At 71.4% G+C, this 23,175-nt stretch carries 27 protein-coding genes and 1 tRNA gene; 11 read left to right on the forward strand and 17 right to left on the reverse strand.

What is annotated here, in order from left to right:
• The first annotated feature begins 172 nt into the window (after window positions 1-172).
• Complete coding sequence (locus ABH928_RS25590; protein WP_370070484.1) at window positions 173-1,210, forward strand: ketoacyl-ACP synthase III family protein; 1,038 nt, start codon at window positions 173-175, stop codon at window positions 1,208-1,210.
• 102 nt (window positions 1,211-1,312) lie between these two features.
• Window positions 1,313-1,663: a YrdB family protein gene (locus ABH928_RS25595; RefSeq protein ID WP_370070486.1), complete on the forward strand. Its 351-nt coding sequence runs from the start codon at window positions 1,313-1,315 to the stop codon at window positions 1,661-1,663.
• 82 nt (window positions 1,664-1,745) lie between these two features.
• Here ABH928_RS25595 and ABH928_RS25600 read toward each other — a convergent pair whose 3' ends face one another.
• From ABH928_RS25600 to ABH928_RS25630, 7 genes are all read right to left on the reverse strand, one after another.
• A complete protein-coding gene (locus tag ABH928_RS25600) occupies window positions 1,746-3,377 on the reverse strand; it encodes an amino acid adenylation domain-containing protein (RefSeq protein WP_370070488.1) in 1,632 nt (543 codons plus the stop codon).
• A 47-nt stretch (window positions 3,378-3,424) separates the two neighbouring features.
• Window positions 3,425-3,673 carry an acyl carrier protein gene (locus ABH928_RS25605; RefSeq protein WP_370070490.1) on the reverse strand — a complete coding sequence of 83 codons (249 nt, stop codon included), beginning with the start codon at window positions 3,671-3,673 and terminating at the stop codon, window positions 3,425-3,427.
• A 224-nt stretch (window positions 3,674-3,897) separates the two neighbouring features.
• Window positions 3,898-4,182, reverse strand: a complete 285-nt coding sequence (locus tag ABH928_RS25610; protein WP_370070492.1) for a DUF6059 family protein — start codon at window positions 4,180-4,182, stop codon at window positions 3,898-3,900.
• Window positions 4,179-5,267, reverse strand: a complete 1,089-nt coding sequence (locus ABH928_RS25615; protein ID WP_370070494.1) for an SRPBCC family protein — start codon at window positions 5,265-5,267, stop codon at window positions 4,179-4,181. Before ABH928_RS25615 ends, ABH928_RS25610 begins: the two co-directional genes overlap by 4 nt.
• Window positions 5,268-5,910: 643 nt before the next feature.
• Complete coding sequence (locus tag ABH928_RS25620) at window positions 5,911-6,732, reverse strand: BTAD domain-containing putative transcriptional regulator (RefSeq protein WP_370070496.1); 822 nt, start codon at window positions 6,730-6,732, stop codon at window positions 5,911-5,913.
• Window positions 6,733-7,005: 273 nt separating this feature from the next.
• Entirely contained in the window at window positions 7,006-9,240 is a 2,235-nt protein-coding gene (locus ABH928_RS25625) for an MMPL family transporter (RefSeq protein WP_370070498.1), read from the reverse strand.
• A gap of 209 nt (window positions 9,241-9,449) precedes the next feature.
• Window positions 9,450-9,902: a hypothetical protein gene (locus ABH928_RS25630; protein ID WP_370070500.1), complete on the reverse strand. Its 453-nt coding sequence runs from the start codon at window positions 9,900-9,902 to the stop codon at window positions 9,450-9,452.
• 279 nt (window positions 9,903-10,181) lie between these two features.
• On the opposite strand from ABH928_RS25630, the gene ABH928_RS25635 reads away from it, so the two are divergent.
• The 4 genes from ABH928_RS25635 (at window position 10,182) to ABH928_RS25650 (ending at window position 14,950) form a co-directional block, all read left to right on the forward strand.
• On the forward strand, window positions 10,182-11,942 hold the full coding sequence (locus ABH928_RS25635; RefSeq protein ID WP_370070502.1) for a fatty acyl-AMP ligase: 1,761 nt from the start codon (window positions 10,182-10,184) through the stop codon (window positions 11,940-11,942).
• A gap of 176 nt (window positions 11,943-12,118) precedes the next feature.
• Entirely contained in the window at window positions 12,119-13,975 is a 1,857-nt protein-coding gene (locus tag ABH928_RS25640; protein ID WP_370070504.1) for an acyl-CoA dehydrogenase, read from the forward strand.
• Window positions 13,972-14,790: a 4'-phosphopantetheinyl transferase superfamily protein gene (locus tag ABH928_RS25645; protein WP_370070506.1), complete on the forward strand. Its 819-nt coding sequence runs from the start codon at window positions 13,972-13,974 to the stop codon at window positions 14,788-14,790. Before ABH928_RS25640 ends, ABH928_RS25645 begins: the two co-directional genes overlap by 4 nt.
• 87 nt (window positions 14,791-14,877) lie before the next feature.
• Window positions 14,878-14,950: transfer RNA gene (locus ABH928_RS25650), tRNA-Lys, on the forward strand.
• 65 nt (window positions 14,951-15,015) lie between these two features.
• Here the strand turns inward: ABH928_RS25650 and ABH928_RS25655 are convergent.
• Both ABH928_RS25655 and ABH928_RS25660 read right to left on the reverse strand, forming a co-directional pair.
• Window positions 15,016-15,552, reverse strand: a complete 537-nt coding sequence (locus tag ABH928_RS25655) for an N-acetyltransferase family protein (RefSeq protein WP_370070508.1) — start codon at window positions 15,550-15,552, stop codon at window positions 15,016-15,018.
• Entirely contained in the window at window positions 15,549-16,790 is a 1,242-nt protein-coding gene (locus ABH928_RS25660) for a hypothetical protein (protein WP_370070510.1), read from the reverse strand. The genes ABH928_RS25655 and ABH928_RS25660 overlap by 4 nt, the downstream gene beginning before the upstream one ends.
• A gap of 208 nt (window positions 16,791-16,998) precedes the next feature.
• Between ABH928_RS25660 and ABH928_RS25665 the strand changes: the two genes are divergently transcribed.
• The 3 genes from ABH928_RS25665 (at window position 16,999) to ABH928_RS25675 (ending at window position 18,749) form a co-directional block, all read left to right on the forward strand.
• Window positions 16,999-17,409: an ATP-binding protein gene (locus tag ABH928_RS25665; RefSeq protein WP_370070512.1), complete on the forward strand. Its 411-nt coding sequence runs from the start codon at window positions 16,999-17,001 to the stop codon at window positions 17,407-17,409.
• Window positions 17,410-17,496: 87 nt separating this feature from the next.
• Complete coding sequence (locus tag ABH928_RS25670) at window positions 17,497-17,997, forward strand: hypothetical protein (RefSeq protein WP_370070514.1); 501 nt, start codon at window positions 17,497-17,499, stop codon at window positions 17,995-17,997.
• An 83-nt stretch (window positions 17,998-18,080) separates the two neighbouring features.
• Window positions 18,081-18,749 carry a class I SAM-dependent methyltransferase gene (locus ABH928_RS25675; RefSeq protein WP_370070516.1) on the forward strand — a complete coding sequence of 223 codons (669 nt, stop codon included), beginning with the start codon at window positions 18,081-18,083 and terminating at the stop codon, window positions 18,747-18,749.
• Window positions 18,750-18,809: 60 nt separating this feature from the next.
• Here the strand turns inward: ABH928_RS25675 and ABH928_RS25680 are convergent, their stop codons facing one another.
• The 3 genes from ABH928_RS25680 to ABH928_RS25690 form a co-directional block, all read right to left on the reverse strand.
• The gene (locus ABH928_RS25680; RefSeq protein ID WP_370070613.1) at window positions 18,810-19,007 is read right to left on the reverse strand and encodes a cold shock domain-containing protein; all 198 of its coding nucleotides are present in this window, start codon (window positions 19,005-19,007) and stop codon (window positions 18,810-18,812) included.
• Complete coding sequence (locus ABH928_RS25685; RefSeq protein WP_370070518.1) at window positions 18,922-19,443, reverse strand: MmpS family transport accessory protein; 522 nt, start codon at window positions 19,441-19,443, stop codon at window positions 18,922-18,924. Before ABH928_RS25685 ends, ABH928_RS25680 begins: the two co-directional genes overlap by 86 nt.
• 433 nt (window positions 19,444-19,876) lie before the next feature.
• On the reverse strand, window positions 19,877-20,620 hold the full coding sequence (locus ABH928_RS25690) for a DUF4236 domain-containing protein (protein WP_370070520.1): 744 nt from the start codon (window positions 20,618-20,620) through the stop codon (window positions 19,877-19,879).
• A 26-nt stretch (window positions 20,621-20,646) separates the two neighbouring features.
• Here ABH928_RS25690 and ABH928_RS25695 point away from each other — a divergent pair, with 26 nt between their 5' ends.
• Window positions 20,647-20,784: a hypothetical protein gene (locus ABH928_RS25695; protein ID WP_370070522.1), complete on the forward strand. Its 138-nt coding sequence runs from the start codon at window positions 20,647-20,649 to the stop codon at window positions 20,782-20,784.
• A 55-nt stretch (window positions 20,785-20,839) separates the two neighbouring features.
• On the opposite strand, the gene ABH928_RS25700 is transcribed toward ABH928_RS25695, so the two are convergent.
• From ABH928_RS25700 to ABH928_RS25715, 4 genes are all read right to left on the reverse strand, one after another.
• The gene (locus ABH928_RS25700; protein WP_042370871.1) at window positions 20,840-21,043 is read right to left on the reverse strand and encodes a cold-shock protein; all 204 of its coding nucleotides are present in this window, start codon (window positions 21,041-21,043) and stop codon (window positions 20,840-20,842) included.
• A 395-nt stretch (window positions 21,044-21,438) separates the two neighbouring features.
• Window positions 21,439-21,609 carry a hypothetical protein gene (locus ABH928_RS25705; RefSeq protein WP_370070524.1) on the reverse strand — a complete coding sequence of 57 codons (171 nt, stop codon included), beginning with the start codon at window positions 21,607-21,609 and terminating at the stop codon, window positions 21,439-21,441.
• 219 nt (window positions 21,610-21,828) lie between these two features.
• Window positions 21,829-22,242 carry a PIN domain nuclease gene (locus ABH928_RS25710; RefSeq protein WP_370070526.1) on the reverse strand — a complete coding sequence of 138 codons (414 nt, stop codon included), beginning with the start codon at window positions 22,240-22,242 and terminating at the stop codon, window positions 21,829-21,831.
• The gene (locus ABH928_RS25715) at window positions 22,239-22,499 is read right to left on the reverse strand and encodes a type II toxin-antitoxin system VapB family antitoxin (RefSeq protein WP_370070528.1); all 261 of its coding nucleotides are present in this window, start codon (window positions 22,497-22,499) and stop codon (window positions 22,239-22,241) included. Before ABH928_RS25715 ends, ABH928_RS25710 begins: the two co-directional genes overlap by 4 nt.
• Before the next feature lie 127 nt (window positions 22,500-22,626).
• Here ABH928_RS25715 and ABH928_RS25720 point away from each other — a divergent pair, with 127 nt between their 5' ends.
• A complete protein-coding gene (locus ABH928_RS25720) occupies window positions 22,627-22,830 on the forward strand; it encodes a hypothetical protein (RefSeq protein ID WP_370070530.1) in 204 nt (67 codons plus the stop codon).
• Window positions 22,831-22,896: 66 nt separating this feature from the next.
• Here ABH928_RS25720 and ABH928_RS25725 read toward each other — a convergent pair whose 3' ends face one another.
• Window positions 22,897-23,097, reverse strand: a complete 201-nt coding sequence (locus ABH928_RS25725; protein WP_370070532.1) for a cold-shock protein — start codon at window positions 23,095-23,097, stop codon at window positions 22,897-22,899.
• Window positions 23,098-23,175: the final 78 nt, after the last annotated feature.

Genomic DNA, 23,175 nt, shown 5'->3' on the forward strand with positions numbered 1-23,175 from the left:
ACCCGGCCTGGGTCGGCGCCGTCACGCGTGTCCGGACGTGTACCCCGGTTCGAGGGGCGTTCGAGGACGGACGCCGATGCTGGGACCGTCGGCTGGCGCAGGCCGACCGCAGACAGACCCCGCTGACAGATCCCCGGACAGTCCGGTTTTCCAACCACACGAGGAGCACGCCATGCGCTGGCAGAACCTGTACATCGCCGGTCTCGGCGCCTACCTGCCGGAGCAGGTCTTCACCGCCGAGCAGGCGGTCGCGGACGGCCTCTACGGCGAGGGCGAGCGCGAGGCCAACGGCTACCGCGGCGTCCGCGTCGCCTCCGAGGAGGAGACCGGGCCGGTCATGGCCGCCGCCGCCGGGCGCCAGGCCGTCGAGCGCTCGGGCATCGCGGCCGAGGAGTTCGCGGTGACCGTCCACGCCAGCGTCGGCCACCAGGGCCAGGACGTCTGGACGCCCGCCCACTACGTGCAGAACGAGACCGTCGGCGGCCACGGCGCGGCCTTCGAGGTGCGCCAGGGCTCCAACAGCGGCCTGGCGGCCACCGAGGTCGCGGCCTCCTGGATCGCCGCCCGTCCGGAGCACACCGCCGCCCTGGTCACCACCGGCGACGCGTTCAAGCTGCCCTACTGGGACCGCTGGAAGGCCGACGACCAGGTCGTCTACGGCGACGGCGCGGGCGCGGTCGTCCTCTCCACCCAGGGCGGCTTCCTGAAGGTCCGCTCCACCGCCAGCCACGGCGACCCGTCCCTGGAGCCGCTCTACCGCGGCAGCGACGCGTGGACCCCGGCGCCGTTCCACAACGGCGAGGCCGTCGACCTGGCCGGCCGCAAGAAGCACTGGCTGACGCGTAACGAGGGCGGCTACGACGAGGCGATCGCCCGCATCAACAAGAACTTCGGCGCGGTCCTCACCCAGGCCCTCACCGACGCCGACACCGAGCTCGGCGACACCCAGTGGTTCATCCACGCCAACATGTCCAAGACGATCGTCGAGTGGGGCTTCCACGGCGCCCTCGGCCTCGACCCCGACAGCACCGTCTACGACTGGGGCCTCGACTACGCCCACATGGGCGGCGGCGACCAGATCATCGGCCTGAACCGGCTCGTCGAGACCGGTCGGCCCAAGCCCGGCGACCTGATCGTCACCGCGGGCGCAGGCATCGGCTTCATGTGGACCGTCGCCGTGCTCGAGGTGCTGGAAACCCCCTCCTGGTGACGGTCGTCCCTCAGTAGCCTTGTCCCAATGACCCGCCGACCGGCCGGCCCCGCAGAACCATGTCGGGACCGGCCGGTCGGCCTGCCTGGAGGGTGACCTTCCGTGCTTGAGCTGGCCAAGAACGCCAACGCCGGTCTGGCGTTCCTGCTGGAGCTTGTGGTGTACGTGTCCGTCTGCGGCTGGGGGTTCACCGCCAGCCCCAAACTGCTGCCCCGTCTTATCCTCGGCATCGGCGGGCCGATCCTGATGATCGTGCTGTGGGCGCTGTTCGGCGCGCCCAACGGCGCGCCGTACCCGCTGCACGGCGTGCCGCGCATCGGGTTCGAGATCGTCTGGTACGGCCTCGGTGTCGCGGCGCTCGCCGCCTGGTGGAAGACCGCGCCCGCGGCGGTCTTCGCCTTCCTGGTCGTGCTCAGCGGCGTCCTCGCCCGCGTGTGGGGCCAGGAGCACTGAGGACCGCCGCTCACCACCCGGCCGAACCACGAAGGCGCCGCCCGGAGTTGCTCCGGGCGGCGCCTTCCGTATGTGGCTCGTCTCATCCCAGCAGAGCCAGCAGCGCCTTCTCGTCGACCTTGCCGTTGGGCGTCATCGGGAACTCGGCCACGACCCGGATCACGTCCGGCACCAGGTACGGCGGCAGGCCGGTCGCCAGGGCCGAGGCGAGGCCGGCCGGGTCGTTCTCGGTCGCGCCCGCCGGGACGTCGCCCTCCAGCGCGTCGTCCAGCCCACCCGGCACGTAGAAGAGCGCGATCTGCTCCCAGGCCGCGGTCTTGCCCGGGACCGGGACCACCACGGCACGACGGACGCCCGGCACGCGCGTCGCCGCGCTCTCTATCTCGCCGGGCTCGATCCGGTAGCCGCGCACCTTGACCTGGCGGTCGGACCGGCCGCGGAAGTGCAGCACGCCGTCCTCGTCGTGGAAGCCCAGGTCGCCGGTCTTGTAGACGCGGATCGGACGGCCGTCCAGCAGCAGCGTCGGGAACTTCTCCACCGTCAGCTCGGGCAGGCCCAGGTAGCCCTGGGCGAGTCCGGCGCCGCCGATGCAGATCTCGCCCTCCTCGCGCGGCGCGGCCAGGCGGCCGTCGACCACGACCAGCACGTCCGTGGCGGCGACCGGGACACCGATCGGCAGGCCGCCGGGGGTGCCCAGGTCGGCGAGGCCCAGCTCGTGCGTGGTGGCGTAGATGCAACTCTCCACCGGGCCGTAGGCGTTGAAGAGGCGGGCCTGCGGAAGCTCCGTCAGGAACCGCTCGATGTGGGCCACCGAGAGCCGCTCGCCGCCGGTGTAGACGGCGTCGACGCCCTGGAAGCACTCCAGGTCCATGTCCACGAAGAGGTTGAACAGCGAGGAGGTGAGGAAGACGGTGTCCACGCCGTGGTCGGCGACCGCGTCCCGCAGCACGCCGGGGAGCAGGTAGTCGTCCTCGCTGATCACGACGGTGCCTCCGGTGGTCAGCATGCCCCAGACCTCGAGGCTGAACGCGTCCCAGGCACACGGCGCGGCCTGCAGCGTGCCGCCGCCGGGGCCGTAGCCGGGGAGGCCGTCGGGGCCGCCGAAGAGGCGGGTGGTGGCCTGGTGCGTGGAGACCACGCCCTTGGGCGTGCCGGTGGTGCCGGAGGTGAAGAAGACACAGGCGGCGTCGGTCGCGTCGACCTCCACCGGGCTGGGACGACCGCCGCGCTCGGCCGCCTGGGTCAGCGGCTCGACTGGCGGCTCCCAGCGCGCCATGGCCTCCCGGACGCCGTGCTCCAGGCTCGCGACGGCGGCGTCGGCCACCTCGGCGGCGTCGGAGACGAACACCTTGGGCTGGAGCTGTCCCAGCAGCCCGGCCACGCGGTCGGCGGGCCAGCGGTGGTCGAAGGCGGCGTAGGCGGCGCCGGTGGCCAACACCCCCAGCAGCACCGCGAACTGCTGCGGCGAACGCGGCATCCGGACCGGGACGACGTCCCCGGGACCGACCCCGAACTCGGCGAGCCGGGCGGCGTACGCGCCGGCCGCGGCGTCCAGGGTCCGGTAGTCGACGGCGTTGCCGCGGAAGACGACGGCGGTCGCCTCGGGATGTTCGGCGGCCTGGGCGGCCACGGCCGCGTGGATGGTCGGGAACCCGGCGCCCGGGTTCGCCTCGGCCCCGCCGGACTCCGCCGGGGCCGTCAACAGGTCGGTCATGTCAGCATCCTTCGTAGGGGGCGCGAGGCGGTGACGCGTCAGGCGCGTCAGGCGGCGGGGACGGCGCCCTGGATGGTGGTGAAGATGGCGCCGAGGCGCTTGTCCGCCAGCAGCGGGCCGACCGGCATCCGGTGCCCGGTCTCCTTCTCGACGGCGGCGACCAGCCGCAGCACGTGCAGCGAGTCCCAGGCGACCGCGCCGCCGTCGGCGGGCAGGCCGTCGGTCAGGTCGATGCCGTTCAGCGGCAACTTGAGGTCGTCGCGGACGATACGGATGAAGGTGGTCTCGGTGATCATGCGGACCTCTCCGGAGGACGGGAGCGAGTAGGAACGGAAGTGCAGAAACGGACGGGCGTGCAGAAGCGGGCGTGCAGAAGCGGGCGTGCCGGAACGGGCGTGCAGAAACGGCGCAGACCCGGACCGCCACAGACTGCGGCAGACCGCTGGAGCCGGGCTCGCGCCGTGCAGGTACGGGGTGGCCCGGGGTGGTCCGGGGTGGTCCGGGGTGGCTCGGATAGGGCTCAGTGCGCGGATTCGGGCCAGAGGTCGGCCAGTTCGGCCAACTGCTCGGCGAGGTCCGACTCGGCCGCGGTGAGCGGCACGTTCCCGCAGAGCCGCTCCGGATGCCCGGCGGACGGTCCGCACAGACGGCGACGCCGCTCCGGGGTGACGGGCGCGGCCCAGCGTCCGTCCCAGCCCTCGTAGGGCGGGACCAGCGTGCAGAGGCCGACCGAACCGAAGACCGTCAGCGCCCGCAGGACGTGCAGCAGCGCCCGGCGTCCCAGCCGCAGCACCGCCCGCCTCACGTCGGCTCCTCCGCGTCGGGGACGACCAGGTCGCGCAGACCGTCCAGCAGCAGCTCGTCCTCGGTCAGGACCGCGTCGCGTACCTGCCGCCTGGCCTGAGTGAGCGTCACATCGGCGCCGAACTGGGCGAAGACGCCGACCGCGTCGAGCGTGACCGTGTGCCGCACGGTGACCAGCGCCTTGTCGGCGGCGATCGCGCGGACCGACCAGCGTCCGGTGTGCGCGGCGACCGAGGGCGGCGGGTCCAACTCCTTGAAGACCAGCTCGTGGGTGACCCGCTCCAGGTGGTCCGGCTCCGGGTGGTCCGGCTCCAGTTGTTCCGGGTCCAGTTTTTCGGGGTCGGGGGTCTCCGGCTTGTCCAGCCGGAACGTGGTCGGGGGCAGCACGATCTGCATCTGCTGTCGCTGCGCCGACCCGCCGTCCGGGTCGACCCGGTCGAGCTTGAGCACGGTCACCCGGTGGCCGCCCGCGTTCCACAGCCCGTGCGCGCCGTGCGCCTCGGCCGAGCGGACGTGCGGCAGCCGCGTCCACAGCTCCGGCCGCGCCAACTGCGCGATCGCGTCCGGACGGCCGGGGCCGAACGGCAGCACGGTGGTGGCGCGGACCTCGAACTGCAGGTCCGCATGGCCGGATCCGGTGTGCACCGAGGACCGCAGCGCGTGCAACTGGCCGACGGCAGCCGCGCCGAGTTGCTCCTGCAACCGCTCGTACTGCTCGTCGTCGCGCACCTCCGCGGTGAAGTCCTGCCGCAGCAGCACCCGGCAGCGTCCACTGCCGCGGTCCACGACGTGCCACTCACCGTAGGTGAACGCGATCGGCTCGACGGGTTCCACCCGCTGGAACGTGATACTGCGGCGCGCCCAGTCCAGCCGCCTGGTGGAGGTCCAGGCGTGCGGCCTGCCCTCGGTGACCGACCAGATCCGGCCGAGCTGGCGAGTGCTCTCGTCCTCGAGCACCTCGGTGTGCACCACCTCGTCGAACAGCTGCGGCCAGGTGGCGAGATCGGCGAGCAGACCGAAGACGCTGGTGGCGTCCATGAGGAGGTCGACCCCGTTCGCGGTGGTGAGTCGCCTTGTGTCCGGCATGGTAGGAGGAGTCCCTTCGGAGGCCGGCGTTCGCTTCTCCCCATGGGCGCCGGCCGGTGACGGTGCTGTGGGTGGGGTGGGGAGGGGAGAGCGTGGTCTCAGAGCGCGTGGCGCGCGCGAGGGCCGCGCGCGGACCTGTCGCCGAAGGGTGTGCGAAGGCCGGCCTCCGGCCGGCGGTGGCCGACGTGCGCGGTGTTGCTCCTCATGTCGACCGACCTCCCGGGAGTGCCTCGGCGTTCCGTCCTCTCCTTTGCTCCGCCGCCATACCGATCGCGTACGTTCGAGGCAGCTCCGCCATGGTGCTTGCGCACCCTTGAACCGTGCTTGAGATCTGGCAGACGGGACGTTGCACCACCAGGGGCGCGAGGCTCTGCTGTTCGCTCCCGCAGGAAGTTGCAGCACGCTAGGGGCGCGGGGCTCTGCTGATGTGCGGCTCCGCCGCGTGGGCGCGACAAGCCGGTGCTTCGCTGCCGCAGGTGGTTGCAGCACCAGGGGCGCGGGGAACTGCGCGATAAGCCACCCTGTGACGTAGAGCCCGGAACGCGCAGGGCCATCCGCTGATCAGTGGTTTCTCGCGCAGTTCCCCGCGCCCCTGTTGGCGCTCGGCGCCCCCGCTCCGCGCCCCCGGTCCGCGTCAACGCCGCTACGCGGCGAAGAGCTCCAGCAGCGGGCGTTCCCGGGTGTGCAGGGTGTTGTCGAGCGCGGGATCCGCGGACAGCATCGCCTGGTGCAGGCGCTGAAGCCCACTGCACGGCTCGATGCCCAGCTCCTCGACGATGCGGCGGCGAAGCAGCTGGTAGACCTCCAGCGCCCGCCACTGCTTGCCCGAGCGGTAGAACGCCGTCATGCACTGTGCGTGCAGCCGCTCGTTCAGTGGGTGACGGGCCGTCAGCTCGATGAGCTCGGTGAGCATTTCGGAGTGGTGCCCGAGCCGCAGCTCGGCCTCCACCCGGCACTCCAGGACGCCCAGCCGGCTCTCCTCCAGGCGGGCCAGCTCGATCTCCAGCACCGGGCCGACAGGGACGTCGACCAGGCCCGGCCCGCGCCACAGCTCCAGCGCGCGGGTGTAGAGGCGGACGGCCTCCGCGTCGTCGCCGGCCTGGAACTCGGCGTGGCCCTCGGCGGCCATACGGTCGTACTCGTGCACGTCCACCGCGCCCGGCTGGACCTCCAGCAGGTAGCCGCGGTGGCGGGTGGAGAGGATGCCCTTGGCGGCGCCCGGGTTCAGTTCACCCAGGGAGGCCGCCAACAGCCGCCGCAGTTGCAGGATGTAGGTCTGCAGCGTGGTGAGGGAGCTGCGGGGCATGTTGCTGCCCCAGATCTCCTCGATGAGCGTGGGGACGGGGACGACCTGGTTGGCGTAGACGGCCAGCAGGGCAAGCACCTGGCGCGGCTTTCCCGCACTAGGGACGATGGATCTGCCGCCGGCCTCTGCGGACAGGGGTCCCAGAATCCCGATCTCCATGGTTCCTCCGTGGTGAGCCGACCCGCTGTTGATGCGGGCTTGACGTCGTGTCGAGATTCCCGACGTCACGACTGTCACATTCCGGGGATGTGCGGCGACAGTGTCAGGTACCGCAGTCGACCGTGAGTTCCCAACGTCCGGATCGTGAAAGATTCACGACCGATCGTTCGGTTGCGCGCAACCGCCCCCGTCGCAGGCAGGACGACGGGGGCGGCGCGGCGTGCGGAAGCGGTGTGGGGAAGCGGTGAGTGGAAGTGGTGCGTGGAACAGGGCTCAGCCCGCGGCCACGGGCTCTCCCGCGTCCTCCGCGCTGTCCTCGCCCGCCCCCGGACGCTCGCCCGCCGCCGGACGCTGGGGCGCCACCGTGCCCGTGTGCCGCTCCGAGCGGCGCCAGTTGCGCTCGCCCAGCAGCGTCATCACCGAGGGCAGCAGCACCCCGCGGATGACGGTCGCGTCGACCAGCACCGCGACGGCCAGGCCGACGCCGACCTCCTTCATCGAGGTGACCGAGAGGGTGCCGAAGATGGCGAACACGCCCACCATGATCAGCGCGGCGCTGCTGACCACGCCCGCCGTGCTGCCGATGCCGCGGGCGACCGCGGTCTTGGTGTCCAGGCCCTGGTCGTGGCCCTCCTTGATCCGGGACACCACGAAGACGTGGTAGTCCATGCTCAGGCCGAAGAGGATGACGAAGAGGAAGAGCGGCAGCCAGGACGTGATCGCGCCGACCGTCCGCGCCCCGATCAGCGAGGCCCCGACGCCGTGCTGGAAGACCAGCGTCAGCGCGCCGTACGCCGCCCCGACGGAGAGCAGGTTGAGCAGCGCCGCCGTGATCGCGATGACCACGGAACGGAACGAGATCAGCATCAGCGCGAAGGCCAGCGCGATCACGAAGGCGAAGACCGGCAGCGCGCTGTGCGAGAGCTGGTTGCTGAAGTCCACCGACGCGGCGGCGTCGCCCGCGACGTCGACCTCGGCGCCCGGCAGCTTGCCGAGCGTCGCCGGGATGACCTGGCCGCGCAGCACGTTCAGCGCGGCGACGCTGGGCGCGTCGGTTCCGGTGCCGTCCAGGGTCACCGAGATGACCGCGATGCCCTTGTCGGCGTGGACGGCCTCGGTGATCGGCTCGTGCAGCTTGCCGGTCGCCAGCGCGGCCCGCTTGAAGGCGGCGAAGGCCTGCGTCTGGGCGGGGTCGCCGACCGCGGAGGAGCGCACCACCACGGTGGCCGGCAGCGGGCTGCCGGGGAAGGCCTTGGCGATCTGCTCGCCGGTGCGCACCACGGCGTTGGTGCTCGGCAGTTCCTGAGCAGCCGTCAACTGTGCAGTGTGCATGCCCAGGACGGGCACGGCGAGGCCCAGCAGCGCCAGGGTGGCGACCAGGGCGGAGATCAGCGGCCGGGCCAGCACCGTGCGCAGCACCGGCGCCAGCAGCCGTCCGCCCTCGGGGGAGGGACGACGGCGGCCCAGGAACGGAATGCGCAGCCGGTCCACCTTGTCACCGAGCATCGACAGCAGCGCCGGAAGCACCGTCAGCGAGCCCAGCACCGCGACCAGCACGACCACGATGGTGGCCACGCCCATGGCCCGGAAGTCGGCGATCCCGGTGAGGAACATGCCGGCCATCGCCACCATCACGGTCAGGCCCGAGACCAGCACCGAGTGGCCGGAGGTCTCCGCCGCGATCCGCAGTGCGGTGTGCGGGTCCTTGCCCGCGGCCCGCTCCTCGCGCTCCCGGCTGAGGTAGAAGAGGCAGTAGTCCACGCCGACGGCCAGACCCACCAGCAGCATCACCGAGGAGGCGTCGGAGCTGGTGGGCACCAGCCGGGTGGTCAGCGCGACCAGCCCGAAGGCGCCTGTGAACGCGGTGACCGCGAGTACCACCGGCAGCAGTGCGGCGACCAGCGCGCCGAAGACGATCAGCAGGATGCCCAGCGCCAGCGGCACGGCCGTCCACTCCGCGCCCGCGAAGTCGCTGTTGAAGGTGTCGTTGAACTCCTTCGTCGCACCGGCGGTCCCGTACTCGACGACGGTCGCCTCCGGGTGCTGCGACTGCACCTTGGCGACCGCGTCGAGCACGGGCTGCACCCGGTCGGCGACGGTGTCGGGGTCGCCGGTCATCACGAACTCGACCAGCGCGGAGTGGCCGTCGGCGGAGAGCGCGCCGCTGGTGTACGGGCTCTGCACCTGCGCGACGCGGCCGGTGGCCTCCACGGCGGCGACGGAGGCGTCGACGATGGCGTGGAAGCGCGGGTCGGTGGCGGTGAAGCCCTGGGCCTGGATGAACACCGACTCGGCGGCGGGCTGGGCGAGCCCGGCCGCGGCCAGGGCGTGCACGGCACGCCCCGACTCGCCGACGCCGTTGTCGGCGTCGGTGGTGTTCTTCGTTCCGGCCATGCTGCCGAGCGTCGTCGCCAGGACCACGAAGAGCAGCCACCCGAAGACGGCGGTCTTGCGGTGCCGGGCGCTCCAGTCGCCTACGGCGACCGTGAGCCTGGACCTGTTGGACATGGGAGGAGCCTCCTTGAGGATGGGTCCGCAAGGGGGATCGGTCCGCCAGTGCCCTCATCGGGCACGCCCCTGCGGTGGAGTCGGATCGACCGGGCAGTCACCGTCGTCGCAGGGCCGCCGGCCCGGCGGGGGTCCGGACCTCTGTTTCGAGGAGGACCCTGATGGCGTCGCCCGGCCGGACCGTGGTGCGTGATCGCGTGCGCGGGACGTCAGCCGGCCAGGCAGGTGACGGTTCCCGTGTGCTGCTCGCCGACCTGGTTGCCGGAGCTGTCGGGGTAGGTCCAGAACAGGTGCATGGTTCCGGAGTTGAGGTTCTGCGCCTCGCTGACGGTGAAGTTTCCGGGCTCGATCCAGCTGACGGTGTAGACGCCGTCGGCGACCTGGGCCGTCGACACGCTCTCGGTCAGCACGGTGCCGACCGCCAGCCCGAACGGGCCGGGCGAGGTCACCGTCGCGGTGAGCTGGGTACCGGCGGCGTTGTAGGCCATCTTCTCGTTGAAGCCCACGTCGGTGGTCGCCTGGAAGGTGTGCCCGTCCAGCGTGTGGCAGCCCGCACCGGACGCCCGGGTGGTTGCGGCAGAGGCCGTGGTCACGGCCGCGGTGGTGGTGGCTGCGGTGAGCAGGGTGGCAGCCGCCGCGAGCAGGACGGGTCTGGTTCTCATCGGGCGTCTCCTGACTTGTCGGGCATGGTTGATGTCCACCGTGCCGCCCGTCGCTCGAACGCTCCTTGAGCCCTGCTCGGCGGCGTGCGAACGGATTTCCGTGCGTGTCGAAGCGGGGTGCGGATTTGCTTGTGGCACCCGGAAGTTGCAGCCGATTGCGCGGTCCACGGCCCGACGAGTGCGCGTCCAGCCGCAATCCCGGTCGCGTTCGAGGTCCTTCCGAGCCCGTGCGCGCAGACTTCGCAGAATCACTCGCACGGCCTGCAATGGGGGTATGGCATGCACGCGGAGCGAACTCTCGTCGCCGAGGTCATCGCGGCGCTGCGGACGCGTTCGGACCGGGAGGCCCTCGTCGTGGTCCGGCCGGACGGCCGGGACCAGCGCGTCACGGCAGGCGAACTCGACCGCGACGCACGGGCGGTGGCCGCGGAACTGCAGGCCCGCCGGGCGGCCGGACGCCAGGTGCTGGTCGCCATGAGCCCCGGACGGGACCTTGTCGTCGCCCTGCTCGCCTGCCTCTACGCCGGATCCGTCGCCGTCCCCGCGCCGCTGCCCGGCGTCTCCCGCGCGGCGGGCGAGCGGACAACCGCGATCGCCAAGGACTGCGCCGCCTGCCTGGTCCTCACGCGCGCCGAGTCGGCCGCCGAGATCTCCCGCCTGCTCGCCGCCGCCGGACGCCACGACGTGCCGTGCCTGGTCGTCGACGCCGTCGCGGCCCGGCGGGACCCGGGGGAGTGGACGCCGCCCCGGCTCTCCGGCGGTGATCTCGCGCTGATCCAGTACACCTCCGGCACCACCGCCGTGCCGCGCGGCGTCCGGATCACCCAGGCCAACCTGGCCGCCGCCATGGACGCGGTCCGTGCGGTCTTCGACACCGGCCCGCAGTCGCGCATCGGCGGCTGGCTGCCGTACTACCACGACCTGGGCCTGATCGGGCAGTTGCTGCACCCGCTCTGGCTGGGCGCGACCGCGGTGCTGATGCCACCCGAGCTCTACCTGGACGACCCTGCCGCCTGGCTGCGCGCCATCGGCCGGTACGGGGTGACCACCGCCGCCGCGCCCGACTCCGCGTACGCCCGCTGCGCGGCGGAGGTGACGGACGATCAGCTGGCGTCGTTGGACCTGTCCCGCTGGCACACCGCCGTCAACGCGGCCGAGACCGTCCAGGCGACCACTCTCGCCGCGTTCCGCCGCCGCTTCGCCGCAGCCGGACTGCCGGAGGGTGCCCAACGCCCCGCCTACGGCCTGGCCGAGGCCACGCTGCTGGTCGCCGCCGGTCGGGAGTCGGGTGGTCGGGAGTCGGGGGACAGGGTCTTCCTCGCCGACCGCCGCCAGCTGGGACGCGGGCTGCTCCGGCCCACGTCGGTCGCGGCCGACGGCCGGGCCGTGGTGGCGAGCGGAGCGCCCGCGCCGGGCGTGGAGATCGTGGTCGTCGACCCGCTCACGGGTGCCGGACTCCCGGACGGCGCAGTGGGGGAGATCCTGGTCGGCGGCCCGTCCGTGGCCCCCGGCTACTGGGGACGCCCGCTGGAGACCGCCGAGACCTTCGGTCGGCGCGCCGACTCCGGAGGCAGCGGCCTCCTGGCCACCGGCGACCTCGGCGCGCTGCTCGGCGGGCAGCTCCATGTGCTGGGCCGTCACCGCGAGTTGCTGAAGGTCGACGGCCGTTCGCTGCACCCCCAGGAGATCGAACGCCAACTGCTGGAGTGCGGCGGCACGCTGGCGTCCGCCGTGGTCTTCGCCGTCGGCGGCGGCAGCGAGCACCTGGTCGTGGTGCAGGAGGTCCGCGGCACCGTGCGGTCCCACGGCGGCCACCCGGAGCTGGTGGCCCGGGTCCGGCGCTGCCTGGCCGAGGAGTTCGGCGCGGTCGCGGAGGGCGTGGTGCTGGTCCGGCCGGGCACGGTCCGCCGCACCACCAGCGGCAAGGTCCGACGCTCGGTGCTCCGGGAGGACTTCCTGCGCGGTGAGCTGCGCGCGCTCTATGCCGAGTGCACCACCCAACTGCAGTGTGATGCACCGGAGTTCATTGCTACCGCGTAGGTGACCGACCGGCCGCTCCGCTGTCGCGGAGCCGGGCGAGTCGTGTACGAGCCGAACTCCAGCCCCGCCCCAGCGGAGCGCGATGTCCCGCCCACAGACTCGCGCCTGCCGGCCCCCGAACGGATCATCGTCCGTGCCGGAGGGCAGGGCCTGCACCAGGGAGTGAGGGACATGCCGTGACACTTCAGCCCACCTGGACCGCGAGCGGCACCATGAGCGGCACCATGAGCGGTGCCGCGCCGCACGCACGACGCCGAGCGGCGCAGGCCCGGTTCGCCGAGATCGAGACGGCGTTCGGCGATCCCTGGGACGCGGCCGCCCCGCTCGGGTTCCGCGCGCTGCTGGCCGCCGACCGGGCGGGCACGGTCCCGCAGGCCGCCCTCTCCCTCACCCGGGACCTCGGGCTGGCCGCGGAGTTCGTGCCCACCGAGCTCGGCGGCAACCTCGACGGCGTCGACGTGCTGGGCCTGCTGCTGCGCCCGGTCTTCCGCCGCGACGTGGCCCTGGCCGTCCGCTCCGTGCTGACCTCCTTCCTGGCGGCCACACAGGTGTGGATCAACGGGGACGAGGAGCAACAGCGGCTGACCGCCGACACGCTGCGTGCGGGCGGATCGATGGCCGTCGCCTTCCAGTACTTCGCCCACGCAGCGGACTTCGCAGGTGACGAAGTCGCCGTCACCCACTCCGCCGACGGCGGTCTGGTCTTCGGCGGCGGCAGGCAGGTGGTCTGCAACGCCGCCGACGCCGACCTGTTCGTCGCCTTCGCCCGCGCCGACGCGGCGAATGCCCTAACAGCCCTCCTGGTACCGCTGCGTGACCTGCGGGCCGGTGGCGCACGACCGCTCGAACGCGTCTCCACCGAGGCCGTCCCGGGCCTGGAACTGCGCGTCCTCGCCTTCGACGACTGCCCGCTGCCCGCCACCGCGCTGCTCGGCACCTGGGGCCGCGGCGTCGAGGAGGGCCTGCGCGCCTACCCCGTGGTCCACGCCGCCGCGCCCGGCATGCTGATCGGCGTCGCCGACACGGCGTTGCGCACGGCCGCCCGGTTCGCGGTCCAGGTCGGCGTCGCCGGACGCCCGCTGGCGCGGGTCCGCAACGCCCGCCACGCGCTGGCGGCGACCTTCGTCGACCTGCTGGTCGGCGACTGCGTCAGCCTGGTGGCGGGTCGTGCGCTGCACCTGCTGCCGGAGCGGTGCAACGCGCTTGCCGCCGTGGCGACGTACCTGGTCCCGCCGATGCTGGAGGAGGCGCTGCGCCACCTCCAGGTGGTGATGGGCGGAGCCCTCCACGACGGTGGCGACTCCTACGGCATCTTCGCCAAGCACCTGCGCGACATGGACGCGGTCAGCTTCTGCCATGTCAGTCGCGCCGTCTGCCAGGTCGCGATCGCTCCCTGCCTGCCCGGCATCGCCGCCGACCCGGCCCGGTCCGGCCTCGCGCCGGAGGCGTTGTTCCACCCCTACGGCGCGCTCCCGCCACTGGACCCGCAGCGCCTCTCCGCCGGCGGCGGCCACGACGGCCTGGCCGCCTGGTTCCTGGCCCTGCCCGACACCACCTGCGCCGACGACCCGCTCGACCTCCTGCTGTCCAGTCAACTTGCCGGTCTCCGCAGCGAGTTCGACGAGATCTTCGCAGCGGCGGCAGCGCTCCCGGACGCCGACGCCGACGCCGACGCCGACGCCGACGGCGGCCCCGGCGCAGGCCCTGATCCCCACCCCGGTGCGGGTGCCGACGCCGACGCGGATGCCCTCGCCCTCCCGCTGGTGGACCGTTACGCGCTGGCCCTCGCCGCCGTCTGCTGCCTCGGCGTCCACCGACAGGCCAGCCTCGGCGGCCCGTTCGAGGACCGGGAGGAGCCGTTCCTCGCCGACCTCGACTGGCTCGTCACAGCCCTGGACCGGCTGCTGCGCCGAGCCGGACGGTCCACCCCGCCGGTCCCGAAGGAGGTGACCGAGCGGCTCTGCGCGGAGGTGCTGCGTCGTGACCGCGAGGCCCGCAGCCTCGACCTCTACGACCTGGAGCTCGCCGGATGACCCGGCCGGTCCCCGTCATCGTCCACCTGGTCAGCGGTCCGGACGGCCCCTGGGACCCGGTCAGGCGCGACTTCGCCCGCACCGGCGTCGCCCTGGTCCACGGCTCGACGGCGCAGTGGCAGCAGCAGGACGGTGAGAGTCTCCGTGGTCTCCTCGGCCGCGACTTCGACCGCGAGCGGCGGAGCGGCCCGGGCGGCGCCCAGTTCGTGGCCACCCGCCTGATGGTCAAGCACCTGGTGGCGCGGCTGCTCGGCACTCCCCCCGGCACGGTCGAGCTCGGCCAGGCCCTCACCGGGCGCCTCTACGTGCGGGGTTGCGACCAGATCGACCTCAGCCTCAGCCACACCGGCGACGTGATGCTGGCGGGGATCACCTCCCTCGGCCGGATCGGCGTCGACGTCGAACCGGCCGACCGCCCGCTCAGCGGCAGCGGCGTCGAGCGGCAGATGTCCACGGCCCCGGAGCTGGCGGAGGTCGCCGACCTGCCCGAACCGGCCCGCAACGACCGCCTGGTGCGGCGTTGGACCCTCAAGGAGGCCTACACCAAGGCGCTGGGCCTCGGCCTGGCCTACCCGTTCAACGGCTTCGGCTTCGACCTCGACGCGGAGCCGCCCCGCCTGCTGACCGCCGCCGGCTACCCGCTCCCGGGCCGCTCCTGGTCCTTCCGCACCCTGTCCGTCGGCCCGTCCCACGTCGGCGCCCTCGCCCTCCACGACCGCGGCTTCGCCGGAGCCAACGAGGTGGACCTCTCCACCTCCTTCGACCCCCGCGCCCTCCTCGCCGTCCGCCGCGCCCTCCGCCCCCACCCGGCCTGACCCGCCGCGCCCCGCCACAACCCAGGAGCCCAACCCCGACCGGGTAGGCTACGCTCTGGCCGGTCCAGCCTTCTCCGGACTGCGCACGGGGCGCTAGCTCAATTGGCAGAGCTGCGGACTTTTAATCCGTAGGTTGTGGGTTCGAGCCCCACGCGCCCCACAATCTCGATTCCCGGTCGGGGCATACGACCTGGGGATAAGGGGGTCGCTACCGATGGCACCCCTTCAGCCGAGGGCTAGCAGCATCACGTCGTGGACAGCCGCGCCCTCCCAAGGGACTGCAGCCCCCACACGCCGGTACCCCCACGCACAGTAGGCCGCCTGAGCGGCCGTTGCCTCCGGCCGCGTATTCAGCATGACCCGCTCGTTCGGCAACCCCTCGATGAGCGCCCGGTGCATCGCCGTCGCAACCCCCTGCCGGCGGACAGACGGACGCACCGCCAACTCGAACAGCCCGAACGTCCGCGTCCCGTCCTCACAGCGAACCGCGTCGGGGACCTGCTCCAGTAGCGTGTCCCACCAGCCGGTCGACGCCGACAACGGGTATCCGTACGCCATCCCCACCGCCCGGTCACCGTCGAACGCGACTGCGGCACGGAAGCCCTTCCGGCGCGTCTGGGAACGGAAGCGGCGAAATGCCCGGTCGACGTCGGCAGGCCCTTCGCCGTACGGCGGTTCGGCGAACGCCTCTGCGAACACCTCGCGCAGCTGCGACTCCAGCTCCGCCGTCTCCGTGCCGTCCAGCACCCGCACGTCGATCACGCTCGCCTCCCAGCCGTCACACCCAGACCGCGCAGCCGCTCCACGCAGTCCCTTGCCGCCGCAGTGTCCACCTGTTCCGCGACGGTTGCCACCGTTCGCAGCCGTTCCGCGAGCCGGGCCGACGTCATGCCCTGCGCGGCCTCGGCGCTGCTGATCGCCTCGGCGCACGCTTCCTCGACCTCACCGGCTGCCAGCAGCACCTCCGCCAACCTCGCCCGGTACAAGGCGCGGTTGCGGGAGTAGCCATCGCTGAGCTGCGCCAGGACGGAGCGCAGGAACGGCACGGCGTGACCGGGATGCCCTGCGTCGACGTACCACGCCGCCGTGGCGTAATCGACCTCACGCTGACCCGAGTAGGCGGTCCACGCCGGCGCGTCCGTATCGGTGTCGGAGCGCTCCTGCCATCTCAGGGCCTGCGTCAGCGCGCGCCGCGCGGCTGCATGGTCGCCCGCGGTGCCCAGTGCCCGCGCCTGGCGCAGAGACACGATCGTCCGCACCCGTGCGCCTGCGGTCCGGGCAAGGTCACCAGAGGCGCGCGATGCCGCCACCGCCTCCCACGGGCGCCCCTGCTCGACAGCCAACAGCGAGAGGGCGTCCAAGGCCCTGATCTCCAACAGCCGGTCGCCGACGAGGCGAGCCGACGCCAGTGCCTCCGTGCACGCAGCCCTCGCGGCAGCAGGCTGGCCGCCGTCGTGGTCGAGCCACGCGAGGTGACTGTGCACCGTCCCGACGAGGGCATGGAGGTCCCGGCCGACGCGCTCCAGGTAGCTGCCCTGAGTGAGGTTCCGGTCGATCCGGCCGAGCAGCCGAACGGCGTGCGCCCGCGCAGCCGCGCCACCCTGGGTGTGGTCGATCCGGTACAGGCCCACTGCGGTCTCGCGCAGCCGCTCGACGTCGGAGGCTCCAACCCGCCGACCACCGGGACGCGGGAGCACGGCCGCGCCCGCGACGGCGGCGACATCTATGACGAACTGCCTGCGCTGCACTTCTTCTCCGGTGGTCCTGCGCTGGGGCGGGACGTCGAACCCCATCTCCTCCAGAGGCACACCCAGCATCGCCTCCAGCACTACCTGCTGCGTTGGTTGCGGCAAGGGAGGATTCGGCCCCTCCCAACGCCGCAGCTGCCGCACCGTCACCGACGCGGCGACGTCCAGCTCCTCCGCCATCAAGCCGAAGCTCACCACGAACTGCTCTTGCGTCAGCTTCGCGTCGCGCCGCAGGTCCGATAACCGCCGCACTGCTGCTCCCCGTGTCCGAAAGGCGTCGCCTCCCAGCGTGGCACCAGGTCGAACCCCGCGACCCCAAAAGTCCGGTGGAAAGTCCGGTCGAGTGATCTGCCGCGCCCGTTCCCGCGTCGGTTGACTGGTCACAGGCCGCTCGGGGCGGAGAGCCCCCGTCTCTCCTGGGCGCTCCGGGCGGCCAACCCCGACGACTGGAGCTCACACGATGACGACCACCGCGGAGCCCGAGACGCAGCCGCTGCGCGCCGTGGTGCGCACCCTGCCCGGCACCGTGGAGTCCGCCAGCCACGCCCGCCGCCTCGTCGCCGACAGGTTGATCGGATGGGGACGTCAGGATCTGGTCGACGCCGCGGAACTGGTGGTGTCCGAGCTCGTCTCCAACTCCGTCAGGCACACGGGATGCCGCCGCGTCGGCGTCGCCATCCAGCTCGACGGTCGCACCGTCACCATCGCCGTGCGCGACACCTCCACGGAACTGCCGTTCGTCATCCAGGCCGGACAAGACGACATCCACGGCCGAGGCATGGCCCTGGTCGCCCGTATCGCCCACCGCTGGGGCGTAGTCCCACAACCGCGCGGCAAAACGGTGTGGGCCGAGCTGCGCCACCCCCTATGACCCCTCCCCGCCGAGCCCTTCACCGGACAGCCCTCGGCGGGGAGGCAGCACCACCGCCTTATCCGCGACAACGGAAGGAGCACCACCGTGACCGCCACACTGGACAGCCCCGTCGCCACCCGCACGCGGGACCCCAAGGAGCTGCTCAACGCCGTGCAGCCCCACATCAAGCAGCTCTCCATCAACGTCCTGGACTCCGGCATGACCATCTGGGACCGCGAGGTCGCGCTGCTCATGCGCGACGAAGTGCCCGTCCGCGACCTGGCCGAGCGCATCCTCGGCAACGCCGTGATGTACATGCTCGCGTCCATGGAGCACCCCGAGGTGCACATCGGCGTCGGCAAGCTCGTCGACATCGGCGTCCACCAGGTCATCCTGGACACCCCGGTGTACTTCGCCCTGTGCGAGCTCTACAACGGCGGCGCCTACAAGCACCACGCGCCGTTCATCCAGCGCCGCGGCGACGGCACCGTCAACCGCACCTTCGAGTTCCTGCAGTCAATCGGGTTCCAGCCCGACGAGGAGCTGTGGAGCCGCGACAGCACCAACTGCTCGCCGTGCGACAGTAAGGTCCCGGACAGCCACTGACGATGCGTCACCAGCACTGATCGAAACGGGGCGGCCCGCCTGGGGGAGGGCCGCCCCGCCCACTCACCGATTGGACGAGCCCAGTGTCCGCACCGCACAACTATGACCATGAACGCCAGCTGTGGGATGCCTTCGCCGACAGCGCTTTCCGTGACGACATGACGCCGTCGTTCCACTGGACTCAGTACGCCGACCATCCCTCCGCGCCCGGTCCGGAACTACTCGGTGACCCCGCGAGTGTGCTGGAGATCGGGTGCGGGACCGGCCGGGCGCTGGCCTACCTCGCCGAGCGCGGCGTGAAGGGGACAGGCGTCGACATGTCCCCGGTGATGGTCGACAAGACCAGCAGGCAGTGGGCGCACCTCGGCGTGGAGTTCGTCTGCGCGGAAGTCCTCGACCATCTCACCGAGTCGGAGCTCATGGTCGACGCGGTGTACTCGATTTTCGGCGCGGCCTGGTTCACGGCCCCCGAGCTGCTGTTCCCGCTTGTCGCCCGCCATCTCAACCCGGGCGGCGTGTTCGTGTTCTCCCAGCCGCCGGCCATCCCGGGTGCCTACGGGCCCCAGGGCATGTACAAGGGCGGTTTCGCCGGCCCGGCGATGTACACCTATCGCTACTCCTACACCCCTGACGACTGGTGGGCGTTCCTGCTCCATGCGGGGTTCGGGGACATCTCGGTCGAGGTGGTCGATGCGCCCACGCCCGGTCACATCGGCACGCTCGTCGGACGAGCGACCAGGCCCGGCCTGTGAGTCGCTCAAGATGCGGTGATGCCCCGCCCGGTTTGGTGCGGGGCATCGTGCTGTTCTAGATCAGCCGCGGACCACGTTCGCGGCCTGCGGACCCTTCGGCCCCTGCGCGACGTCGAAGAAGACGCTCTCGCCCTCGGCGAGCTCACGGAAGCCCGCCGGGGCCTCTTGCTGCTCAGCCGGCGTTGGCGTCCTGCCAGCCGCCGCCGAGTGGGTCCTGCATGACCTCGCACGAGGCGATGTTGTAGCCGCCGGACGCAGTGCCGTGCGAGATGACCTTCCCGTTGATCTCGATCTCGCAGGACACGTCCCCGGAGCCCTGCAGCTGCGCGTTGATCGAGTAGTACGCCGCGGGGCTGGAACCGATCGGCTGGGTGACGTGCAGGGGCGCGTGACCCTGGGTGTTGGACCCGGCAGGCCCGTACTGAATATCGGCGTCTGAGGCGCCGGTCACGACGTACGTGATCGTCTGCGGGCTGGCGGGGGCTGCGGCCTGGGTGGTCTGGGTGACCGTGGTGGTGGTGCCGCTGCTGGCAGTCGTGGAGTTGTTGCTGTCCTTGCTGGCGGCAACGCTGACGATGCCGATGATCACGACGATGGCGAAGAGACCGAGGCATCCGAACTTGGCGCAGCCGCTGCCCTTCTTCTTCTGGGGCGCGGGCGGGGTCCAGCCGGGTGGCGGCGGTGGTGTGGTCATGGAATGCCCCCCTTTACTTGTGGCGGTCGTGTGAAGCCGTCAGCGTTGCAGGGGGTCGGCAAGTGACTGGCGCGTAGTGCCTATCCGTTGCCCAAGGGTGACCAACTCGACTTATCCGATAAAGCGTTGAGCATTCGATGACGCGCTCAGGCCTTGAGTGCGGCGTAGGCCGACGACCAGCCGATCTTCAACGTGCCGGGTGTAGCTCCCAGGCGGGTCAGTCGAGGTCGGGTGGGTTCTGTCCGCCGCGCCCACTGCACGTCGTACACGCTGGCCGGTCCTCCCCGGTGGTGCCGGGCTCGACCCCCCAGCCACGGCAGTCAGGGCACAGGTCACGGTCGGGCGGCGGGCAGGTGCAACTGGTCATGCCAGGTGAACGAGGCGACGATCGCCAGGTTGCTCACTGCCGCTACGACTGCCGGGCGTTCTAACGCTAGCGTCCGAGCAACCGCTCCCGGGCCGCCGTGTACTCCTGCGGCGTCAGGATCCCGCGCCGCAGCAGGTCGTCGAGGTTGGCCACCTCCGAGGCGACAGAGGCACGGTCCACCATCACCTGCAGACGCAAAGCGGCACTCGCCTCCAACATGCCCTTGAGCTGCCGGTAGGTCTCCCGCTGCTGCCAGGTGAACACCAGCGCGTGCGGCTGACGTGCCGTGGCCGCGAGCCGGTTCCCGTTACCGCCACTGGTCAGGCCCCGTGGGTCACCGGAGACGACGAAGTGGATGTAGCCGTTCTTCGTGATGGTCGGGTCCCGGAAGTCGGCGGCGACGACCTGGTGCCACGGGATCGTGCCGGACCGGTTGCCGTTCATCCTTCCTGCGAAGGTGCGGGCGATCTCGATCCGGTCCGGGTGCAGAGTCACCGTGGCCAGGTAGCCCTTGAAGACCAGCGGGCGTGTACCGGCGGGCGGCGGGGTGGGGGTGGTACTGGTGATGCCGATCAGGGTGTTCGGGGCGACGGCCACCACGCGCTTGGCGGTGCGGCGGGTCGTGCGCTTGCCGTTGGTCGACGTGTAGCGCAGCCCGGTGCCCGGGGTTGAGAGCGTGGTCTGGACGCGGCCGTTGGCGCGTTTGGTGACCCGCATCCCCTTCACGCCGGCGCTGTAGCTCATCCCGGACTTGGACGCGGTCACGCGGAACGGCCCGGTCTTGAACGACTTGCGGTTGCTGAAGCCCATGTGCCCCCCAGCTGTCGCCCACCGCGGTGAAGCTCCTGGCGCTGTACCTCAAGCCGGTTAACCGCTGGACTCGCGCCTACGAGGCGCGAGCGTTCGACCTCGTCCGCGACTGGACGAGCGAGGATCACATGGCGTTCGCCACGTTCATTAAGGACCGGCTCTGAGCACGAAGGCCCCGGTGCCCGTGATGGGCGGCCGGGGCTTTCTGCGTTGCTTAGGTCAGCCGCGGACGATGTTCGCCGCCTGCGGGCCCTTCTGGCCCTGCTCGACGTCGAACGTCACGGTCTCGCCCTCGACGAGCTCGCGGTAGCCATTGCCGGTGATCGCGGAGTAGTGGGCGAAGACGTCCGGGCCGCCGCCCGCCTGCTCGATGAAGCCGAAGCCCTTCTCCGAGTTGAACCACTTCACGGTGCCCTGAGCCATGCTGATCTCCCATTCGGGATCGCGGGGTCAGCACTATCTGCGGACCCCTGGGTGTGATCGCCCTGGGTCCTCGGATCTGCGGTGAAGCAACTTCGGCACAGCGCGTTCGAACAGCACCGTACAGTCCCGGTGACTGCCTGACTACGGGGTGTCTCGCCGACTGGGCTGGGACACCATCAGATCCGTGTGAGATCGCGGCGCCATCAGCCGCGGGTGACGTACACGGTCCACGCGCACCGGGTGCAGATCTCCAGTCGATGCACGTCGGCAGTGGTCCGCTGCTCCGTGCGGAAGCCGCCGATGTCCGTCTGGTCGACGAACGCAGGCCCGCTGCTGTCGGCGACGGTGAACCGGCCGCGCCAGCGGCTGCTGCTGTCGTAACGCCAAGTGACAGTCTACGGGCCGCTCGTGGTGAACTCGGCAGTCGACTGGTGCCCGTGGCCAGCGTTGTACATCCGGATGAGCGGCTTCGCCGGGGTGTTGCTGGAGCAGGCGGTGAGCGTCAGCACGACCGCAGCCGCAGCGAGGGTAAGCGTGGGAGTGCGGCGCGCCGACCCGGGACTCACCAGTCATCCGTGCTGTCGTCCTCGCAAGGTTGGCCATGCCTGGGTTCGCTGGAGCGCCTGCTTCGTCGCGAACACCGCCTGGCCCCTCGCTCCAACTCATTGCGGCAGGGCCGGAATTCACGCGCCGTCCTTTCGTCAGCTCTCGGCATGTGGATTGCGGGTCTCGGATGCTGCAGGCGCGGCGAAGTAACATCCGTACGGGCGTTTGGTTCGGTGCGGTCAGCGCAGCGGCGGTGCGGCGAGCATGTGGGTGGGCTGGCCCGTGTGCTTGGCGATGGTCTCGAAATCGCGGTCGCAGTGCAGGAGCGTCAGGCCCGCGAGTTCCGCGGTGGCGGCAACGAGCAGGTCGCCGGGGCTGGCGCTGCGGTGTTCGCCGACGTCGGTGAGCAGGTGTTGGACTTCCCGGGCTCGCCGGTAGACGCCGTCGGGGGTGGGCGTCCAGGCGTATGCGGCGTTCAGGAGCCGGAGGACGGCGGCCCGGTCGGTGGCGGAGCGGGCCGAGTAGAGAACCTCGAGTTCCGTGATGTCGTAGATGGCGACCAGGCCGGCGTTGCGGGCTTCCAGCCAGCCATAGGTATCGGTGACGTCCGGGATCAGCCGGGCGAGTGCTGAGGTGTCGGCAAGATACCTCACGCCAACTCGTCCTGGGCGGAAGGTTCCTGACGGCTGCCGCCAGTGGGGGGTGTGGGCCGGTAGGCGGACTTGTCCTGGAGCAGGCCGAGGTCGAGTGCACCTTCTGCGGCGAGGCGGGCGAGTTCGGCGTGCGCTTCCGCGCGGTTGATGCGGGTGACCGCTTCAGTCAGCGCCCGGTTGACCGTTTCCTTCTTGGTCTTGGCCCCCAAGGCCTTCTGAGCTGCGTCCAAGGCTTCATCGTCGATGTCGATGAGCATTCGCGTCATGCCGCACTTCCTCGTATGTACATAAGCGCATAACGTATAGATTGCCTGGTTCGCCTCGTCGCCTGGCCACCTCGGTCGGGTTGTCGCCGTCTTCAAGCCGATCAACGAGCTGGCGTCCATGCTCTCCGCCGTGGTCGCCGGTTGGCTGGCTAACAGCGCGCTGTCGCACTTCCACGCCGACTATGCGGGCCTCAGCCTCGGGCCGATCGACACGATCTTCCTGGCGTCCGGAATCCTGATTGTGCTGGCGGGGTGCTTCGCCGCCACAGCTCCTCCCCGGAAGGACGCCACGGCAGCGCTCGTCGCGCGTGCGACCTCATGAAAGCCCGCAAGACGCAGCGACCCCGCCACCCGCAGTGGGCGTCGGGGCCGGGCGTGGTGGTTCGGGTCAGGCGCGAACGACGTTCGTGGCCTGCAGGCCACGCTGGCCCTGCTCGACGTCGTACGACACGATGTCGCCTTCGTTGAGCTCCTTGAAGCCGGTGCCGATGATCGCGGAGAAGTGCACGAACACGTCGGGGCCGCTGTCCTGGGCGATGAAGCCGAAGCCCTTCTCGGCGTTGAACCACTTGACGGTGCCGCTGGCCATGCTGCTCCCATACGGGATATGGGGCACAGATGAGTTGTCGGGTGCCCCTGGGTGATGCCCTGGGTCCTCGACGTGCGG

Source organism: Streptacidiphilus sp. MAP5-3 (assembly GCF_041262505.1).
In the GTDB taxonomy this organism is placed as follows: Bacteria; Actinomycetota; Actinomycetes; order Streptomycetales; family Streptomycetaceae; genus Streptacidiphilus.

Excerpts from the sequence above, each read along its gene's own strand:
- ABH928_RS25690 (WP_370070520.1), bottom strand. The coding sequence starts at position 20,620 with ATGGGCTTCAGCAACCGCAAGTCGTTCAAGACCGGGCCGTTCCGCGTG.
- ABH928_RS25700 (WP_042370871.1), bottom strand. The coding sequence starts at position 21,043 with ATGGCTCAGGGCACCGTGAAGTGGTTCAACTCGGAGAAGGGCTTCGGC.
- ABH928_RS25630 (WP_370070500.1), bottom strand. The coding sequence starts at position 9,902 with ATGAGAACCAGACCCGTCCTGCTCGCGGCGGCTGCCACCCTGCTCACC.
- ABH928_RS25645 (WP_370070506.1), top strand. The coding sequence starts at position 13,972 with ATGACCCGGCCGGTCCCCGTCATCGTCCACCTGGTCAGCGGTCCGGAC.
- ABH928_RS25715 (WP_370070528.1), bottom strand. The coding sequence starts at position 22,499 with ATGCTCATCGACATCGACGATGAAGCCTTGGACGCAGCTCAGAAGGCC.
- ABH928_RS25620 (WP_370070496.1), bottom strand. The coding sequence starts at position 6,732 with ATGGAGATCGGGATTCTGGGACCCCTGTCCGCAGAGGCCGGCGGCAGA.
- ABH928_RS25615 (WP_370070494.1), bottom strand. The coding sequence starts at position 5,267 with ATGCCGGACACAAGGCGACTCACCACCGCGAACGGGGTCGACCTCCTC.
- ABH928_RS25590 (WP_370070484.1), top strand. The coding sequence starts at position 173 with ATGCGCTGGCAGAACCTGTACATCGCCGGTCTCGGCGCCTACCTGCCG.
- ABH928_RS25720 (WP_370070530.1), top strand. The coding sequence starts at position 22,627 with ATGCTCTCCGCCGTGGTCGCCGGTTGGCTGGCTAACAGCGCGCTGTCG.
- ABH928_RS25625 (WP_370070498.1), bottom strand. The coding sequence starts at position 9,240 with ATGTCCAACAGGTCCAGGCTCACGGTCGCCGTAGGCGACTGGAGCGCC.
- ABH928_RS25665 (WP_370070512.1), top strand. The coding sequence starts at position 16,999 with ATGACGACCACCGCGGAGCCCGAGACGCAGCCGCTGCGCGCCGTGGTG.
- ABH928_RS25635 (WP_370070502.1), top strand. The coding sequence starts at position 10,182 with ATGCACGCGGAGCGAACTCTCGTCGCCGAGGTCATCGCGGCGCTGCGG.
- ABH928_RS25605 (WP_370070490.1), bottom strand. The coding sequence starts at position 3,673 with ATGATCACCGAGACCACCTTCATCCGTATCGTCCGCGACGACCTCAAG.
- ABH928_RS25600 (WP_370070488.1), bottom strand. The coding sequence starts at position 3,377 with ATGACCGACCTGTTGACGGCCCCGGCGGAGTCCGGCGGGGCCGAGGCG.
- ABH928_RS25685 (WP_370070518.1), bottom strand. The coding sequence starts at position 19,443 with ATGACCACACCACCGCCGCCACCCGGCTGGACCCCGCCCGCGCCCCAG.
- ABH928_RS25725 (WP_370070532.1), bottom strand. The coding sequence starts at position 23,097 with ATGGCCAGCGGCACCGTCAAGTGGTTCAACGCCGAGAAGGGCTTCGGC.